Below are 15,486 nucleotides of genomic sequence, written 5' to 3' on the forward strand. Positions count from 1 at the left end.
GGCTCCGGCGCGGGGAGCGGGGACGGTGGTCACTGGCAGGCCTCACATGACTCGGGGTTTTCCAGGGAACAGGCCAGGGCTTCCTCGTCCGACATTGCCGAGACCGGAGCGATGGCGGCCGGAGCGATGGCGGCCGGAGCAGTGACGACCGGGGTCCTGGTGGCCGGAGCAACCGCCACCGTGGCCTGCTGGATGCGTGTCGCGGGCCGCGAGCGCAGGTAATAGCTGGTCTTCAGGCCGGCTTTCCAGGCGTACAGGTACATCGAGGAGAGCTTGCCGATGGTCGGCGCGCTCAGGAACAGGTTGAGCGACTGCGACTGATCGATGTAGGGCGCCCGCGCGGCGGCCAGCTCGATCAGGGCCTTCTGCGGCAGCTCCCACGCCGTACGAAACAGTTCGCGCACCTCGGCCGGCAGTTCGGCGATGCCCTGGACGGAACCCTCGGCCCGCTTGATCTGCTCCCGGATCGACGCCGTCCACAGGCCGCGGGCCTTCAACTCCCGGACGAGATAGGTGTTGATCTGCAGGAACTCGCCCGACATGGTCTCGCGCTTGAAAAGGTTGGACACCTGCGGCTCGATGCACTCGTAACACCCGGCGATCGAGGCGATGGTGGCCGTCGGCGCGATCGCCACCAGCAGCGAGTTGCGCAGACCGCTCGTTCGTGCGCGTTCGCGCACGTTCGTCCACCGTTCGGTCTGCGCAGGCGTCGCTCCCCACAGGTCCGGGTGCAGGTGGCCGCCCGCGGCGCGGGTCTCGGCGAAGGCCGGGTGCGGTCCGAACTGCTCGGCCAGGTCGGCCGACACTTCCAGCGCGGTCAGAAAGATCTCTTCTTGTACGCGCGTGGACAGCTCCCGGGCCTGGGCCGAGTCGAACGGAAGGCGCAGCTTGAAGAAGGCGTCCTGCAGCCCCATCAGCCCGAGCCCGATCGGCCGCCAGCGCGGGTTCGACGTCGCGGCCTGCTCGGACGGGTAGTAGTTGATGTCGATGACCCGGTCCAGGAACACCACCGCGGTCCGCACCGTGGCGCGCAGCTTCTCCCAGTCGACGCCGCCGCCGGTCACGTGGGTGCCGAGGTTGATCGAGCCGAGGTTGCACACCGCCGTCTCGTCGTCGCTGTTCACCTCGAGGATCTCGGTGCACAGGTTGGACAGGTGAATGGTGTTGCCCGGGGCGCCGGTCTGGTTGGACAGCGCGTTCGAGCGGTCCTTGAACGTCATCCAGCCGTTGCCGGTCTGCGCGAGTGTGCGCATCATCCGCCCGTACAGGTCGCGGGCCTTGACCTTCTTGACCGCCTTCTTCTCGGCCGCCCGGTAGGCCTCGTCGAAGGCCTCGCCGAACAGGTCGGGCAGCTCGGGCGCGTCGGACGGGTCGATCAGCGACCACTCGCGGTCGGCCTCGACCCGGCGCATGAACTCGTCCGGGATCCAGTTGGCCAGATTCAGGTTGTGGGTGCGGCGCGACTCCTCGCCGGTGTTGTCGCGCAGCTCCAGGAACTCCTCGACGTCCGGGTGCCACGGCTCGAGATAGACGCAGGCCGCGCCCTTGCGCCGGCCGCCCTGGTTGACCGCGGCGACACCCGCGTCGAGGGTCTTGAGGAACGGGACGATGCCGTTGGACCTGCCGTTCGTGCCCCGGATGAGCGCGCCACGACCCCGGACGCGCGACCAGGCGATGCCGATGCCACCCGAGAACTTGGACAGCTTCGCGACCTGGTGGTAGCGCTCGTAGATGGAGTCGAGCTCGTCGCGCGGCGAGTCGACGAGGAAGCACGACGACATCTGGGTGTGCCGGGTGCCCGAGTTGAACAGCGTCGGCGAGCTGGGCAGATACGCCAGCGACGACATCAGCCGGTAGAACCCGATGGCCTCGGACGGCGTCTCGGACAGCCCGCACGCCACCCGCAGCAGGAAGTACTGCGGGGTCTCGACCACCGTGCGCTCCTGGGGGTGGCGCAGCAGGTAGCGGTCGGCCACCGTACGCAGCCCGAAGTACTCGAACCGCAGGTCGCCGTCCACGTCGATCGCGTCGTCCAGCTTTCGCGCGTTTCGCTCGACGAAGCCGGCCGTTTCGTCGCCGATCAGCCCCAGCGAGTGCGCGTTTCTGATCGATTGACTGAAACTGTGCACGCCCTGGAGGCGGACCTCCTTGTCGACGTACGCCGCGAGCAGCCGCGCGGCCAGCTTCGAGTACTGCGGCTCCTCGCCGATCAGCTCGGCCGACGTCTGGATGGACAGCTTGTCGAGCTCGGCGGTCGTCGCGCCGTCGTAGAGCCCGCTGATCGTCTTGGTCGCCACCCGCAGCGGGTCCACCTCGTCGAGGTCGGCCACCCACCGCTCGACGGCCTTGACGATCTTGTTGACGTCGACCGTCTCCAGGTCGCCGTTGCGCTTGCGCACCTGCATGCCGTGCCGCCGTTGCTCCGGCACCGCGGTCGTGTCCTGCGTGACCGTCATTCTCGCGTTCCCCCCTTGCACCCGTGGTGAAGGCACGCAGGGGACGCCGACGGCCTGATGCGGCCGTACGAATGGCGTCGGCCGTCCCGCGCGGCCTTCGTCCACCGCACGCCACAGTGGCGTACGGTGCGCTGGCAGGTCTTCGGACTCGTGGGCGCACTGCACCAGGCCTACTGGCCGTCGCTTCCCAGGCGTCGTTCAAGACGCCCAGTGCTGTGTGACGGCGGTCGTTCCCACTCACCGCTGCGGGGCAGTCCCGGATTTCCACCGGGTTCCCTCTTGCCTCGATCACCGCCCGGCGATGATCGAACCAGCTGCGGGAGTCACCATATATGGACGACGGCCCCCACGCACAACACCACATGGTGTGCCGGGCGTGTCACCCGTTACCCTGCGTCTCGTGTCGATCATGCCCGGGAATCCGCCATGCCGCTGAACCTCCGAACCGCCGCCCGCGCGATCATCCTCGACGACGACGACCGCGTCCTGCTGTGCCGGTTCGTCCCTCCCCATCCGGCGGTCCCGAACGGAGCACACGCCGTCTGGGCCGCTCCGGGTGGCGGCGTGGAACCGGGCGAGGACGGGCCGTCCGCGCTGCGCCGTGAGCTGCGAGAGGAGACCGGCCTGGTCACCACCGTCGATCCGCCGCACGTCTGGCATCAGGTGATCGTGGGCGCGGATCACCCGCCCGGCCTCGACGGCATCGTCAACGACTACTTCCTCGTCCGCGCGACCCACTTCGAGCCTCGAGGCGAGTTCACCGACGACCAGCTCGCCGCCGACGAACACCTCGACGCCTTCCGGTGGTGGCAACTCTCCGAGATCATCGATTACACCGGACCTGACCTGTTCTCGCCGCGTGACCTCGCCACGCCGCTGACCGGCCTGCTCACGTCCGGGATACCCGCCGCCCCGATCACCCTCGGCCTGTGAGGCGTGGATCTGCTGGGCGGGTTCGCCGCCGGATTTCTGATCGCCCTCGTCACCACCCCGGTCGGGGTCTCGGGCGCCGTCTTCCTGCTGCCCGTGCAGCTCAGCCTGCTGCATGTGCCGAACCCGGCCGTGACGCCGACCAACCTGCTGTTCAACGTGGTGTCCGGCCCGGGCGCGTTGCTGCGCTACCGGCACAACGGCCAATTCACGGGGACGCTGGTCCGCCTGCTCCTGGTGGGCACGCTGCCGGGGGTGGTGCTGGGCGCCTGCGTACGCGTCTTCGTCGTGCCCGGCCCGGGCGCGTTCCGCGTCATCGCCGGGCTGGTGCTGCTGCCGCTCGGGCTGTGGCTCACCGTGCGGGCGCTGCGGCCGAAGGCGCCCGACCGTCCACCGCCGGCGCCGCGCACGATCATCGGCCTGGGCCTGGCCGCGGGCACGGTCGGCGGCGTCTACGGCATCGGCGGCGGTTCCCTGCTCGGCCCGGTGCTGGCCGGACGGGGTACGCCCATGACCCGCATCGCCCCCGCGGCGCTGGCCGCCACCTTCGTGACCTCGGTGGCCGGCGCCCTCACCTACGGCCTGCTGGCCCTGACCACGAACGGTGACGTCGCCCCACAATGGACGCTCGGGCTGGTCTGCGGTGCGGGCGGGCTGACCGGCGGCTTCCTCGGCGCACGCCTGCAACCCCACATTCCCGAGACCGCCCTGCGCCTGCTGCTCGGCATTCTCGCCGCCGCGCTCGCCGTCTTCTACCTCATTTCGTAACTCTGCCGTCCGGGAGCGCCGGGTCAGCCGGCGACCGGAATGGGGGCTGTTTCGAGGCTGCGCCAGAGGTACACGCAGGCACGGGTCCGGTAGGGGCGCCAAGATTCACCGAGCCGCGTCACCTCGGCTGCCGCGGAAAGGGCGGCGAGGCCGTACTGGTCGCGCACGGCCTTGCGAATGCCCAGGTCGTTGGCGAGCAGCACGTCGGGCCGGCGCAGCGTGAACAGCAGGAACACCCCGGCCGTCCAGTCGCCGATGCCGGCCACCGCGGTCAGCCGCCCGCGCACTTCCTCGTCGCTCAGGGCCGGCAGGGCGGCGAGGTCGAGCGCGCCCGACTCGATGTGCCCGGCCAGTGCCCGGACGGCTCGGGTCTTGGCGTGCGACAGGCCCGCCGCGACCCGCAACTCGTCCGGGTCGGCGGCGAGCACCGCAGCCGCCGACGGCACCCGGCCGCCGAACTGGCCGAGGATGCGGTCGTACATCACTCGCGCCGCGCGGGTCGAGAACTGCTGACTGACGATCGCCAGGATGAGCGAGCCGAACAGGTCGCTCCCGCCCTCGAACAGGGAGACCGGGCCCATCCGCCGGATCAGGGTGCGCAGAACGGGATCGGCCGCCGCCAAGTGCCGGTCGGCGGCGTCCCACGGCGTGCCGTCGGCATAGCTCGCCGGATCCCGCGAAGACACCACGCCCGAACCGTACCTCTCGGTCTCGCAGCGTGCCCGACCGTGGGCGCCTGCGTCCTCGGCGCACGGGAACGGGGGTCTCGACCAGGGCGGGGCGCCACCTGGTCGATGCCGGGGCCGGACGCGGCGCCCTCCGCGCCTTCGCGGGCCGCCCGGTCATCACCTTCGAGCGGCCCCCTTCATGACCGTGCGCGACAACTGAGGAATCGCTGGGAACTATCTCGGGCCGGGGGACGACCACACCTACGGCACCATCCCCATGTCGTCGTGGACCCCCGGAACGAGGAGCCCATGTCCGCCGTCCCCGAAACTCAGGTCAAGCCCGCGCCCGCCCCCCGGCCGGAACGGAAATCCAGCGGCTTCGGTGCGCTGCTGTTACGCCTGCACTTCTACGCGGGCATCTTCGTGGCGCCGTTCCTGTTCGTGGCTGCCCTCACCGGGCTCGCCTACACGCTGACGCCGCAGCTCGACAGCCTCGTCTACAGCAACGAGCTGACCGTCGCGAGCACCGACGGCACGCCGCGCCCGCTGGCCGAGCAGGTGGCGGCGGCCCGGCAGGCCCACCCCGACGGCGAGATCGCGACGATCCGGCCCGGCGAGGGGGACGGCACGACGCAGGTCGACTTCAATGTGGAGTCGCTGACCGACGACCGGCAGCACACGGTCTACGTCGACCCGTACACGGCCGAGGTGAAGGGGCAGCTCACCACCTGGTTCACCTACACGCCGCTGAAGACGTGGTTCGACGACTTCCATCGCAACCTGCAGCTGGGCGACCTCGGCCGGCACTACTCCGAGTTCGCGGCCAGCTGGCTGGCGATCATCGCGCTCGGCGGGCTGGCGCTCTGGTGGCGGCGGCAGCGCGGCAACCGTACGGCGAAGAAGCTTCTCGCCCCTGACCTTTCGGCCCGCAAGGGCGTTCGCCGTACCCGCAGCTTCCACGCCGCCACTGGCGTGTGGCTGACCGTTGGCCTGTTGTTCCTCGCCGCCACCGGACTGACCTGGTCGCGCTACGCGGGCGAGAACTTCAGCGCGGCCCTGGACGCGCTCGACTCGCGCACGCCGTCGCTCACCACCGGCGTCGACGCGCCCAGCGGCGACCACCACGGCGGCGCCTCGGGTGCCGTGGCGTTCGACCCGGCCACCGTCGACTCGGTGGTCGAGGTCGCCCGCGACAACGGCCTCGACGGGCCGATCGAGCTGAGCGTGCCCGCCGATGCCGCTACGGCCTGGACGGTGGCCCAGAACGACTCCGAGTTCCCCGTACGCAAGGACAGCATCGCCGTCGACGCCGCGAGCAGCACCGTGGTCGACCGCAGCGACTTCGCCGACTATCCCGTGCTGGCCAAGCTGACCAGCCTCGGTACGAGCGCCCACATGGGCATGCTGTTCGGTGTCTTCAACCAGATTCTGCTGGCCCTGCTGGCAATCGGGCTCCTCACCGTCATCGTCTGGGGCTACCGCATGTGGTGGCAGCGCCGCCCGACGCGCACGGGCCGCCGCGCGCTGGTGGGCGCTCCCCCGGTCGAGCGCGGCGCCTGGCAGAAACTGCCGCCGTGGGCCATCGCCGTCGGCGTGCCGGCCGTGATCGCCCTCGGCTGGGTGGTGCCGATGTTCGGCATTCCCCTCGCGGCGTTCCTGCTGGCCGACATGGCCGTGGGCGCTTGGCGCTCCCGCCCCGGCTCCTCGGTCCCGGTGTCGCCGCCGCCCGCCGGAAGCTGACGCCGCAGCCCTCCGCCCACCACCCCGCGGTCGCCCTACTGACCGGCGGCCGGCCGCCACCCCGCCGCTGCCGGCCCACCGACTCGCTGCCGCCCATTGACTCCCTGCTGGCCGCCGCCCCACCGTCCCCCTGCCGGCCGCCCGCCTCGCTGCTGGGCGCCCATCCGCTGCCGGCCGCCGACCCGCTGCTGCCCGCCGTCGCATCGCTGCGGCGGCGGGCCCCTGTTGTCCTGTCAGCGTCCGATTCGATGCACCGCCGTCAGCCCATCGACCATCCATAGCCATCGATGCACACTCAGGCAAGCGCTTACCTCGGGACATCCATCAGCCTGGAGGGCTTGCCGTGCGATCGATTCTGGCTGCCACAACGCCGGACTGACCGGCACGAACTTCCACGTGTTCCGGGACGGCAGGCGGATCGCCACCGTCACCGACAGCACCAACTATCTGGACGCGGGCGGCAGCACGACCTCCCGCTACCAGGTGGCAGCCGTCGGCGGGAGGCGCAGCGACCCCACCGCGACCAGTGCCACGAACTACTTCGACCTGCCGTTGCGCAAGCCGGCCGACGGCGTGACGCCGGCCGGGGAGGCGTACACGTATTCGGCCAACGACATGAGCGTGGGCGACGTGGACGGCGACGGGCAGAACGAGTACGTCGTGAAGTGGGATCCGTCGAACTCCAGGGACGTTTCCCAGGTCGGTTACACGGGGCCGGTGTACGTCGACACGTACGAGCTCGACGGGACCCTGCGGCACCGGATCGACCTCGGCGTGAACATCCGGGCCGGGGCCCACTACACGCAGTTCCTGGTGCACGACTTCGACGGTGACGGCCGGGCCGAGATCCTGATGAAGACCGCGCCCGGCACCCGGACGATCCGCCATGGACAGAGTCGCCACATCACCCTGCCGAAGCCCGATCTGGCCCGCGGCTACCGCAACACCGACGACTACCGGCTCAGCGCGGCCGGCTACTACGACCACCTCGTCGCGATGTTCCTCGGCTGGGCCCGTCGACGGACCCGAGTATCTGACCGTGTTCGAGGGCGCCACCGGCCGCGAGCTGGAGACGGTGCGCTACAAGCCCGGCCGCGACGACGACGGTCTTCGCTGGGGCGACTACGCGATGCCTCGGATCGAACCGGCCAACCGGGTCGACCGCTTCCTCGCGGGCGTCGCCTACCTCGACGGGCGCCACCCGTCGGCCGTGTTCGCGCGCGGCTACTACACCCGGTCGACGCTGGTCGCGTACCGGTGGAACGGCCGCCATCTGGTCGAGAACTGGTATGTCGACAGCGGCTGGGTGCCCATGACGAACCCGTTCAACGACAGCCGCACGGCCGCGACGGCACCCACCCCGTGTACGGAAAGCTGACCACGCAGGGCTTCCACTCGCTCAGCGCGGCCGACGTCGACGGCGACGGCCGGCAGGAGGTCGTGTACGGCGCAGCCACCATCGACGACTGGCGCCGGGGCACGCTGCTGACCGCCGTGGGCACCCGGACGAACAACGGCACCAAGGGCAATGCCGGCCTGATCGCCGACATCCTCGGCGACTGGCGTGAGGAGCTGCTGCTGCGCACCGCCGACAGCTCGGCCATCCGCGTACACCTCAGCACCGAACTGACCGGGCACAAGCTCTACACCCTGATGGACGACCCTCAGTACCGCGTCGAGGTGGCCCGCCAGCAGACCACCTACAACCAGCCGTCGTACCCCGGCTTCTACCTGGCCTCCGACACCGACTGGAGCCGCGTGCCGCTCCGCTGACCACGAACGTCACCCGCACCCGAAACGCGCGCCGGGTGGGGGCGGGTGCCGGCGCGCCCGGTCGGGCAGGATGGGTGGGTGACCACAGACCTCGTCAGACTGAAGGCGGTGACCCACCTGCGCGGCGCGACCGCCGTGGTCAGCGAGGTCAGCCTGGCCCTGCCCCCGGCCCGGCTGGCCGTGCTGGCGGGCCGCTCCGGGTCGGGCAAATCAACCCTGCTGCACCTGGTCGCCGGCATCATGGCGCCGTCCCGGGGCGAGGTCACGGTCGACGGCAAGCCCGCCACCTCGGTGCACGACTGGGCGCAGGTGTCCCTGCTCCCCCAACGGCCGGCCCTGGCCCCCGAGCTGACGGTCGCCGAGAACGCCCACCTGCCGGCCCGCCTGCGCGGCCGCACCCCCGACCCCGAGCTGCTGGCCCGCCTGGGCCTCGACGCCCTGGCCAACCGCCCCGCGCACGACACATCCCTGGGCGAGCAGCAACGCACAGCTCTGGCTCGCACCTTCGTGCTGAGCCCGGCCGTGGCCCTGCTCGACGAGCCCACCGCCCACCAGGACGACGAACACGTGGCGCTGGTCCTCTCCGCGCTGACGACTGCCGTGGCCAACGGCACGCTGGTGCTGGTGGCCACCCACGACCAGCGCATCATCGACCTGGCTGACACCCTGCTGCCGCTGCGCTCAGGCCGCCTGGAGGAAGAAGTCCGGGCCGGCTGACCGACTTCGCAGCCCAGGGACACTCGCCCATCCCGAAGTCGCCAGCCGCGGCGGCAACCGGACGGCGCCACCGATGCCGACCGACAAGCCGCGCCGCCACCACAGCCGGGCCACACGGACATGTGCCGCGGTGCGGTGCCGGCGGATGGACACGCACCCAAAGACCTACTAGTTTGATAGGTGAATGAGGAATTTGGGTGGGGGATGATCCACTTGGTGCGGGTGGAGATACGTGAGGCCGGCGTCGTCCGGGCGGGCCGCAGGATCCTCGGCGGCGCGAGCCTGGTGCTGGAGCCGGGGACGCTGACCGCTGTGGTGGGCTCGGATGCGACCACGCTGCTCGACCTGGCAGCCGGACTCGCGCCGGCCGAGGGCTTCGTGCGTTTCGACGGCGTCGACGTGCGCCGGCTCGGCGAGGATGTGCTGGCATCGAGCGTGGCTGTCGTCACTTCTCGCCCGTTCGTGACCGCCGGGTCGCTGCGGGAGAACGTCACCCTGGGCGCGACCGGCGACGAAGCGGACCTCGCCGAGGCCCTGCGGATCGCCGCTCTCGCCCCGGCGGACGACCCGGCCGGGCACCGGCTTCAGGTCGGCATCGCGCGGGCCGTCCTGCGCCGGCCCCGCCTGCTGGTGCTGGACGCCCCCGGCATCGACCCCGGGATCCTCGAGAACCTGGCCGGCACGGCCATCACCGTGCTGGCGGCCACGGACCGCCCGGGGCCCTTCGCCGATCGAATCGTCGTGCTCGCGAACGGGCGGGTCATCACGCTGAGCCGGCACGACGCCGAGTACGAGCGGATCACGCGGGCCGAGCCGATCGCGGCGGCCGTGCACTGATTCGATCACCGAACGTTCCGGCGATGGCCGCGCTCCCAACCGAGAGATCCACGGTCGAGAGAACGATTCCGGCAACGCCTGACGGCTGACCTGGCGCCCGTGTCGCTGAGGGTGCCGCCTCTCGCGGACAACCGGCGGGACGCCGCGATGAGCTCGGCGTTTGGCGCTCCCGCCCGCCAGGAACAGGTGCGCGTCCATGGTGGACCAGGGAACGGGGATTCGGGTGAAGACTGGTGTGGCCTGCCTCGCCGCGGTGGGGCTGATCGTCGCGCTGACGCCGGGGCCCGCCTCGGCGGCGAGCAGCGGAACCTTTCTGCCGGTGCGCTACCTGAGCACCGGGTCGACGGAGACCAACGCGGTCGCGGTGGCGGACGTGACCGGTGACGGCCGGCCCGACATCCTGGCCGGACTAGGGCCGGCCGACAACACCCGGACCAGCGCGCTGCTCGTGTTCGCGCAGCGGGCCGACCGCACCTACGGCACGCCCACGCGCCTCGCCGGGCACGGCACATATCACGACGTACGCCTGGCCACCGGCGACCTCGACAGCGACGGCCGCACCGACGTGGCCATGTCGACCTCGAAGGGCGTCGACGTCTTCTACCAGCGCAGCGGCAAGCTGACCGCCCCCGTCCTGGCGGCGGCCGGCACAGCCGAGGACGTCGCGATCGCCGACCTCAACGCCGACGGCCGCCGCGATCTCGTTGTCAGCGCGGGCATCGGGAGGATCCGCGTACACCACCAGACCACGGCCAAGGCGTTCCCGGCTTCGGTGACGCTCAGCGCCCCGGTCCCCGACGTCACCCCGTTCGACCAGGTCTTCGTGGCCGACTTCAACGCCGACGGCCGGCTCGACGTGGCGCAGTCGTACGGCAGCGGCGCGTGGGTTCGTTCGCGCCAGGCCAACGGCTCGTACGCGGCGGCCACCGGCTATCAAGGCTCGGGGTATCAAGGTATGGCCGCGGCGGTCGGCGATGTCACCGGGGACAAGAAGGCCGACCTCGTGTTGAGCGTGACGGAGAACCAGCCGGACGCTGCCATCAACGTGTTCGCCCAGCAGACCGGCGGCTTGAGCACGACCCCCACGGTCCACCCGGCCTACGACAGCCCGGCCGGCCTGGCCATCGGCGACCTGACCGGCGACGGTCGGGCCGACCTGGTCGCCGCCCACTTCAACTGGCTGGCCGCGAGCGTCTACCTCCAGCTGTCCACCGGCCGCCTCGGCGCCTACACGACCAACCCGGTCGACGGCGTCGGCAACCAGCCCGACGCCCTGGCCGTCGGCGACGTCACCGGCGACGGCCAGCCCGACATCCTCAGCGTCGCCTACACCAAGCTCGCCATCCTGCAGCAGCGCTGACCCTCAGGGCACCGGCCCGATCGTGCGTACTCGGAGACCTGCGCCGGTGCCGGGTCGGTCATGCTCGCCTGGCGGCTGCTGCCGGCGTACGGGGACGCCCGCCCGCCGGCGACGCCTGGCCGTACACCTCCGAGCGCCCCGACCCACGCTTCGAGAAGGCGTCGTTCACGCTTCGCCCGTACCACGACTGGGCCTCCCGCGGCCCGTCGACGGTGCGGGTCCGGCTGCCCCTGGTCTGAGCAGGCCGGACTCGTAGGCGACGATGACGGCCTGGACGCGGTCCCGCAGGCCGAGCTTGCCGAGCAGGCGTTTCATGTGGGTCTTGACCGTGGACTCCTCGACGAACAGGGACGCGGCGACTTCGGCGTTCGAGAGGCCCCGCGCGACCAGCTCGAGGACGTCCCGTTCGCGGGCGGTGAGGCTGCGCAGGCGCCGGGCGACGGCCGGGTCCGGGGGCGCGGCGGCGGCAATCCGGTCGATGACCGTGCGGGTCACCGACGGGGACAGCAGCGACTCGCCGGCGGCAATCGTGTGCACGGCCTCGATCAGCCGCTCGGGGCGGGTGCGCTTGAGCATGAAGCCGGACGCCCCCGCGGCCAGCGCGCCGAAGACGTAGTCGTCGTCCTCGAAGGTGGTGAGCATCAGCACCCGCGCCGCGGGGACGGCCTCACTCAGCTCGGCGGTGGCGGCGATGCCGTCGCGGTGCGGCATCCGGACGTCCATGAGCACGACCTGCGGCACGAACTCGCGGGCCAGCGCCACCGCCTCGTGACCGTCGGCTGCCTCGCCGACCACCGTGATGCTGTCGTCGCTGGAGAGCACGGCCCGCAACCCGGCCCGCATGAGGTCGTCGTCGTCGACGATCAGGACCGTCGTCATGTCGCCGCCGCGTACGGCAACCGGGCGCTCAGCCGGAACGTGCCCGCCTCACCGGTTGCCGCCTCCAGCGTGCCGTCCAGCAGGGCAGCCCGTTCCCGCATGCCCACGATCCCGAGGCCGCCCCCGGACCGTCGCCGCACGCCGACCGGATTGCTCACCTCGATGTCGACGGCGGCCGGCCCGTACGACATCCGGACGTCGGCCGTGCCCGAGCCGTGCCGGGCGGCGTTGGTCAACGCCTCCTGCAGGATGCGGTAGGCCGCCCACGCCACGCCGCTGGGCAGGCCCCGCCGGGCGCCGTGGAAGGTCGCCGAGACGTCCAGGCCGCTCGCCCGGTGCCGGTCGACCAGCTCCTCCAGTGCGACCGTGTCGGCCGGCGCCGGACCGGCCGGCTCGTCCCCCTCGCGCAGGGCCCGGACGAGACGGTCGATGTCGGCGACCGTGCCGTGCGCGACTTCCTCGATCGTCTCGATGGCACGCAGCGATCGGTCGGCGTCCCGCCGGTGCAGGAGCCGGGCCGCGCCGGCCTGCACCAGGATCACGTTGATCGCGTGTCCGGCCGAGTCGTGCAGCTCGCGGGCGATCCGGGTGCGCTCCTCGCTCGCGGCCAGGCGGCGCTGCGCCGCCATGTCCTGCTCGCGCAGCCGGGCGTGCTCCTCGAGTTCGGCGATGCGCTGGCGGCGCAGGTGGCTGCGGTCGCCGGCGATCCAGACCAGCGCGAACATGGCCACCCAGGCGAACAGTCCGGACGACATGCTCAGCAACGGCTGGCGTTCGAGGACCATCACCGTCATGGCCGCCGGCACGAAGGCCGCCACCGCGACGGCCGCCGCGAGTCTTCGCCGCCGCTCACCGCCCACCGCCTCGGCCAGCAGGTAGGTCGCGATCAGCGCGCCGGGCGGCACGTCGAGCCCGTAGTCGAACACGAGCAGTGCCAGCGTGCCGGCCGCGACCACAGCCCAGGCGACCCCCGGGAACCGGCGCGCGAGAAGAAGCGGCGACACCGACGCCACGGCCAGCACGACACCGAGGGCATCGAGCTCGCGATAGCCCGGTTCGGCCGCGCCCAGGCCGCCCTGGCGCAGCATCCCGATCGTGAAGACGCCGGCGGCGACCGCCACGGCGGCGTCGGCCACGGCCCGGCCGCGTGCCCCAGTCCTGACCCTCACCCGGCCAGCGTACGAGGGCCGGCGGCGCGCCGGATCCCCCCGAGGGGGTACGCGGGAACCCCACCACGGAGCGATTCGCCGCGGTCACCGGCCCGCCTAGCGTCACTTCGGCGTTGCTGTGGCCACCTTCGGGGAGGAACTGATGTTCGTACGACTGGCCGGCTGGTCCGACCGGCACCGCTGGACGGCGCTGCTGCTGTGGGTGCTGATCCTGGCCGGGGTCACCACCGGCGCCCGCCTCGCCGGCAGCGACTTCCGCAACGACTTCACGCTGCCCGGCGCGGAGTCCCAGCGGGCGCAGGACCTGCTGGCCGAGCGGGCGCCCAACCGCGCCGGCGGCACCCTGCAGATCGTGTACCGCGACCCCGCCGGCCTCGCCGACCTCGGGACGCCGGCCGGGGTGAGCGGTCTTCCACACGTCACGGGTGTCACGGAGCCGACCGTGTCCCGTGACGGCGCCATCGCGTACGTGACGGTCACGCTGGACGTCCCGGCCGAGTCCATGCCCGTCGAGGCCACCCGCCGCGTCATCGACACTGCCCGCGCGGCAGGAAGCCCCGGCCGTACCGTCGAGGTCGGCGGCGAGGCCGCGCGGGCCGCCGAGGAGGCCGAGGGCGGCGCCGCCGAGGGCGCCGGGCTGCTGGCCGCGCTGGTGATCCTCGTCCTGCTGTTCGGGTCGCTGCTCGCCGCCGGCCTGCCGATCATCATCGCGCTGTTCGCCGTCGGCACCGCCATCGGGCTGGTCACGCTCGCCTCCCACGTCGCCACGGTCGCCGACTTCACCACGCCGCTGCTGGTTCTGGTCGGGCTCGGGGTCGGCATCGACTACGCGCTGCTCATCTTCTCGCGGTTCCGCGGCGAGCTGGCCGCCGGCGCCGACCGGGCGACGGCGGCGCGGACCGCGCTGGACACGGCCGGACGGACGGTCTTCTTCGCCGGCACGACCGTCATCATCGCCCTGCTCGGCCTCGTCCTGCTGGGTCTGGGGGCGCTGCAGGGCGTGGCGGTCGCCCTGGCCGTCACGGTGCTGGTGACGATGCTGGCCGCCCTGGTGCTCCTGCCCGCCCTGCTCGGGCTCTTCGGCGCCCGGCTGGAACGCACTGCGACCCGGCGTCGCCGCACGGAGGGACAGTGGTGGCGCCGCTGGAGCGACGCGGTGGCCCGACGGCCCTGGCCTGCCGTCGTGCTGCCGTTCCTCGCGCTGGCCGCCCTGACGGTTCCCGTGCTGGACATGCGGCTGGGCTTCGCCGACGCCGGGACCGACGACCCGGGCAAGACCAGCACCCGGGCCTACGACCTGCTGGCGCAAGGCTTCGGGCCGGGCGTCAACGGTCCGCTCGTGATCGTGGTGCCGGGCGCCGATCCCCAGGCGCAGTCCGTCCGGCGGACGGTCGCGGGTACACCCGGCGTCGCGTCGGTGACGGCGCCGATGCGGGCGCCGGGGAGTGACGTCGCCACGCTGATCGCCATTCCGGCGTCGGCGCCCCAGGACGAGGCGACATCCGACCTGGTCGCCACGCTGCGGGAGTCGCTCGGCGGCGCCGCCCTGATCGGCGGCCCGACCGCGGCTGTCGTCGACGTCTCGGCCGCCCTGTCCGAGCGCCTGCCGGTGTTCGTGGCCGTCGTGGTCGGCCTGTCGGCCCTGTTGCTGCTGATCCTGTTCCGGTCGTTGCTGATCCCGCTCAAGGCCGCGGTGCTCAATCTGCTCAGCGTCGGCGCGGCCATGGGCATCGTGGTGCTGGTCTTCCAGCGCGGCGCCTTCGGGGTGCCGCCCGGCCCGATCGAGGCGTACGTGCCGGTCATGATCTTCGCCATCGTCTTCGGCCTGTCCATGGACTACGAGGTCTTCCTGCTGGCCCGCATGCACGAGGAGTGGGAGCGCAGCCGGGACGCGGCCACCGCCGTCCGCGAGGGCCTGGCCACGACGGCTCGCGTGGTCACCGCCGCGGCCGCCATCATGGTCGTCGTCTTCGGCGCCTTCCTGCTCTCGCCCGATCGCATGCTGCAACAGTTCGGGCTGGGCCTGGCCACCGCGGTCCTCATCGACGCCGTTGTCATTCGCTGCCTGCTGCTCCCGGCCGCCATGCACCTGTTCGGCGCCCGCGCCTGGTGGCTCCCCGCCGGCCTGGCCCGTCGCCTGCCCCGCCCGGCTCTGGAGCACGGCTGAGACCTGTCGGCCGCAGCTCTTC

General features: G+C 71.9%; 13 protein-coding genes, 2 pseudogenes and 1 riboswitch. Of the genes and pseudogenes, 11 read left to right on the forward strand and 4 right to left on the reverse strand.

What is annotated here, in order from left to right; genetic code table 11:
- Positions 1 to 29 precede the first annotated feature (29 nt).
- The gene (locus KXC43_RS01010; protein ID WP_221373930.1) at positions 30 to 2,456 is read right to left on the reverse strand and encodes a ribonucleoside-diphosphate reductase subunit alpha; all 2,427 of its coding nucleotides are present in this window, start codon (positions 2,454 to 2,456) and stop codon (positions 30 to 32) included.
- Between the two features lie 116 nt (positions 2,457 to 2,572).
- A riboswitch (cobalamin riboswitch) is annotated at positions 2,573 to 2,786 on the reverse strand.
- Between the two features lie 96 nt (positions 2,787 to 2,882).
- Here KXC43_RS01010 and KXC43_RS01015 point away from each other — a divergent pair.
- Both KXC43_RS01015 and KXC43_RS01020 read left to right on the forward strand, forming a co-directional pair.
- The gene (locus KXC43_RS01015) at positions 2,883 to 3,389 is read left to right on the forward strand and encodes an NUDIX hydrolase (protein WP_221373931.1); all 507 of its coding nucleotides are present in this window, start codon (positions 2,883 to 2,885) and stop codon (positions 3,387 to 3,389) included.
- 3 nt (positions 3,390 to 3,392) lie between these two features.
- Positions 3,393 to 4,154, forward strand: coding sequence for a sulfite exporter TauE/SafE family protein (locus KXC43_RS01020; protein ID WP_221373932.1), 762 nt, complete (start codon positions 3,393 to 3,395; stop codon positions 4,152 to 4,154).
- A 23-nt stretch (positions 4,155 to 4,177) separates the two neighbouring features.
- Here KXC43_RS01020 and KXC43_RS01025 read toward each other — a convergent pair whose 3' ends face one another.
- Complete coding sequence (locus KXC43_RS01025; RefSeq protein ID WP_221373933.1) at positions 4,178 to 4,843, reverse strand: DNA-3-methyladenine glycosylase family protein; 666 nt, start codon at positions 4,841 to 4,843, stop codon at positions 4,178 to 4,180.
- Between the two features lie 288 nt (positions 4,844 to 5,131).
- Here KXC43_RS01025 and KXC43_RS01030 point away from each other — a divergent pair, with 288 nt between their 5' ends.
- From KXC43_RS01030 to KXC43_RS01055, 8 genes and pseudogenes are all read left to right on the forward strand, one after another.
- A complete protein-coding gene (locus KXC43_RS01030; RefSeq protein WP_221373934.1) occupies positions 5,132 to 6,562 on the forward strand; it encodes a PepSY-associated TM helix domain-containing protein in 1,431 nt (476 codons plus the stop codon).
- Positions 6,505 to 6,843, forward strand: a complete 339-nt coding sequence (locus KXC43_RS01035; RefSeq protein WP_221373935.1) for a hypothetical protein — start codon at positions 6,505 to 6,507, stop codon at positions 6,841 to 6,843. Before KXC43_RS01030 ends, KXC43_RS01035 begins: the two co-directional genes overlap by 58 nt.
- Positions 6,788 to 7,489 (forward strand): annotated as a pseudogene (locus KXC43_RS53180) (rhamnogalacturonan lyase family protein); the annotation flags it as partial. The gene KXC43_RS01035 and the pseudogene KXC43_RS53180, both read left to right, overlap by 56 nt.
- Positions 7,449 to 7,940 carry a rhamnogalacturonan lyase family protein gene (locus KXC43_RS53185; RefSeq protein ID WP_369076943.1) on the forward strand — a complete coding sequence of 164 codons (492 nt, stop codon included), beginning with the start codon at positions 7,449 to 7,451 and terminating at the stop codon, positions 7,938 to 7,940. The pseudogene KXC43_RS53180 and the gene KXC43_RS53185, both read left to right, overlap by 41 nt.
- Positions 7,940 to 8,335 (forward strand): annotated as a pseudogene (locus tag KXC43_RS53190) (rhamnogalacturonan lyase family protein); the annotation flags it as partial. The gene KXC43_RS53185 and the pseudogene KXC43_RS53190, both read left to right, overlap by 1 nt.
- A gap of 78 nt (positions 8,336 to 8,413) precedes the next feature.
- On the forward strand, positions 8,414 to 9,052 hold the full coding sequence (locus tag KXC43_RS01045; protein ID WP_221373937.1) for an ATP-binding cassette domain-containing protein: 639 nt from the start codon (positions 8,414 to 8,416) through the stop codon (positions 9,050 to 9,052).
- A gap of 204 nt (positions 9,053 to 9,256) precedes the next feature.
- Positions 9,257 to 9,889 carry an ATP-binding cassette domain-containing protein gene (locus KXC43_RS01050; protein WP_221373938.1) on the forward strand — a complete coding sequence of 211 codons (633 nt, stop codon included), beginning with the start codon at positions 9,257 to 9,259 and terminating at the stop codon, positions 9,887 to 9,889.
- 223 nt (positions 9,890 to 10,112) lie between these two features.
- A complete protein-coding gene (locus KXC43_RS01055) occupies positions 10,113 to 11,249 on the forward strand; it encodes an FG-GAP repeat domain-containing protein (protein ID WP_221373939.1) in 1,137 nt (378 codons plus the stop codon).
- A gap of 165 nt (positions 11,250 to 11,414) precedes the next feature.
- On the opposite strand, the gene KXC43_RS01060 is transcribed toward KXC43_RS01055, so the two are convergent.
- Both KXC43_RS01060 and KXC43_RS52530 read right to left on the reverse strand, forming a co-directional pair.
- Positions 11,415 to 12,128: a response regulator gene (locus tag KXC43_RS01060; RefSeq protein WP_221373940.1), complete on the reverse strand. Its 714-nt coding sequence runs from the start codon at positions 12,126 to 12,128 to the stop codon at positions 11,415 to 11,417.
- The gene (locus KXC43_RS52530) at positions 12,125 to 13,297 is read right to left on the reverse strand and encodes a sensor histidine kinase (RefSeq protein ID WP_221373941.1); all 1,173 of its coding nucleotides are present in this window, start codon (positions 13,295 to 13,297) and stop codon (positions 12,125 to 12,127) included. The genes KXC43_RS01060 and KXC43_RS52530 overlap by 4 nt, the downstream gene beginning before the upstream one ends.
- Positions 13,298 to 13,439: 142 nt before the next feature.
- Between KXC43_RS52530 and KXC43_RS01070 the strand changes: the two genes are divergently transcribed.
- Positions 13,440 to 15,464, forward strand: coding sequence for an MMPL family transporter (locus KXC43_RS01070; protein WP_221373942.1), 2,025 nt, complete (start codon positions 13,440 to 13,442; stop codon positions 15,462 to 15,464).
- The last annotated feature ends 22 nt before the right edge of the window (positions 15,465 to 15,486 follow it).

Origin of the sequence: Paractinoplanes polyasparticus (genome assembly GCF_019710575.1) — a bacterium.
GTDB classification, from domain to species: domain Bacteria; phylum Actinomycetota; class Actinomycetes; order Mycobacteriales; family Micromonosporaceae; genus Actinoplanes; species Actinoplanes polyasparticus.

What these genes read in the sequence shown, in the direction of transcription:
- KXC43_RS01070 (WP_221373942.1), top strand. Translation starts at nt 13,440, where the DNA reads ATGTTCGTACGACTGGCCGGCTGGTCCGACCGGCACCGCTGGACGGCG.
- KXC43_RS01060 (WP_221373940.1), bottom strand. Translation starts at nt 12,128, where the DNA reads ATGACGACGGTCCTGATCGTCGACGACGACGACCTCATGCGGGCCGGG.
- KXC43_RS01030 (WP_221373934.1), top strand. Translation starts at nt 5,132, where the DNA reads ATGTCCGCCGTCCCCGAAACTCAGGTCAAGCCCGCGCCCGCCCCCCGG.
- KXC43_RS53185 (WP_369076943.1), top strand. Translation starts at nt 7,449, where the DNA reads ATGGACAGAGTCGCCACATCACCCTGCCGAAGCCCGATCTGGCCCGCG.
- KXC43_RS01050 (WP_221373938.1), top strand. Translation starts at nt 9,257, where the DNA reads ATGATCCACTTGGTGCGGGTGGAGATACGTGAGGCCGGCGTCGTCCGG.
- KXC43_RS01015 (WP_221373931.1), top strand. Translation starts at nt 2,883, where the DNA reads ATGCCGCTGAACCTCCGAACCGCCGCCCGCGCGATCATCCTCGACGAC.
- KXC43_RS01010 (WP_221373930.1), bottom strand. Translation starts at nt 2,456, where the DNA reads ATGACGGTCACGCAGGACACGACCGCGGTGCCGGAGCAACGGCGGCAC.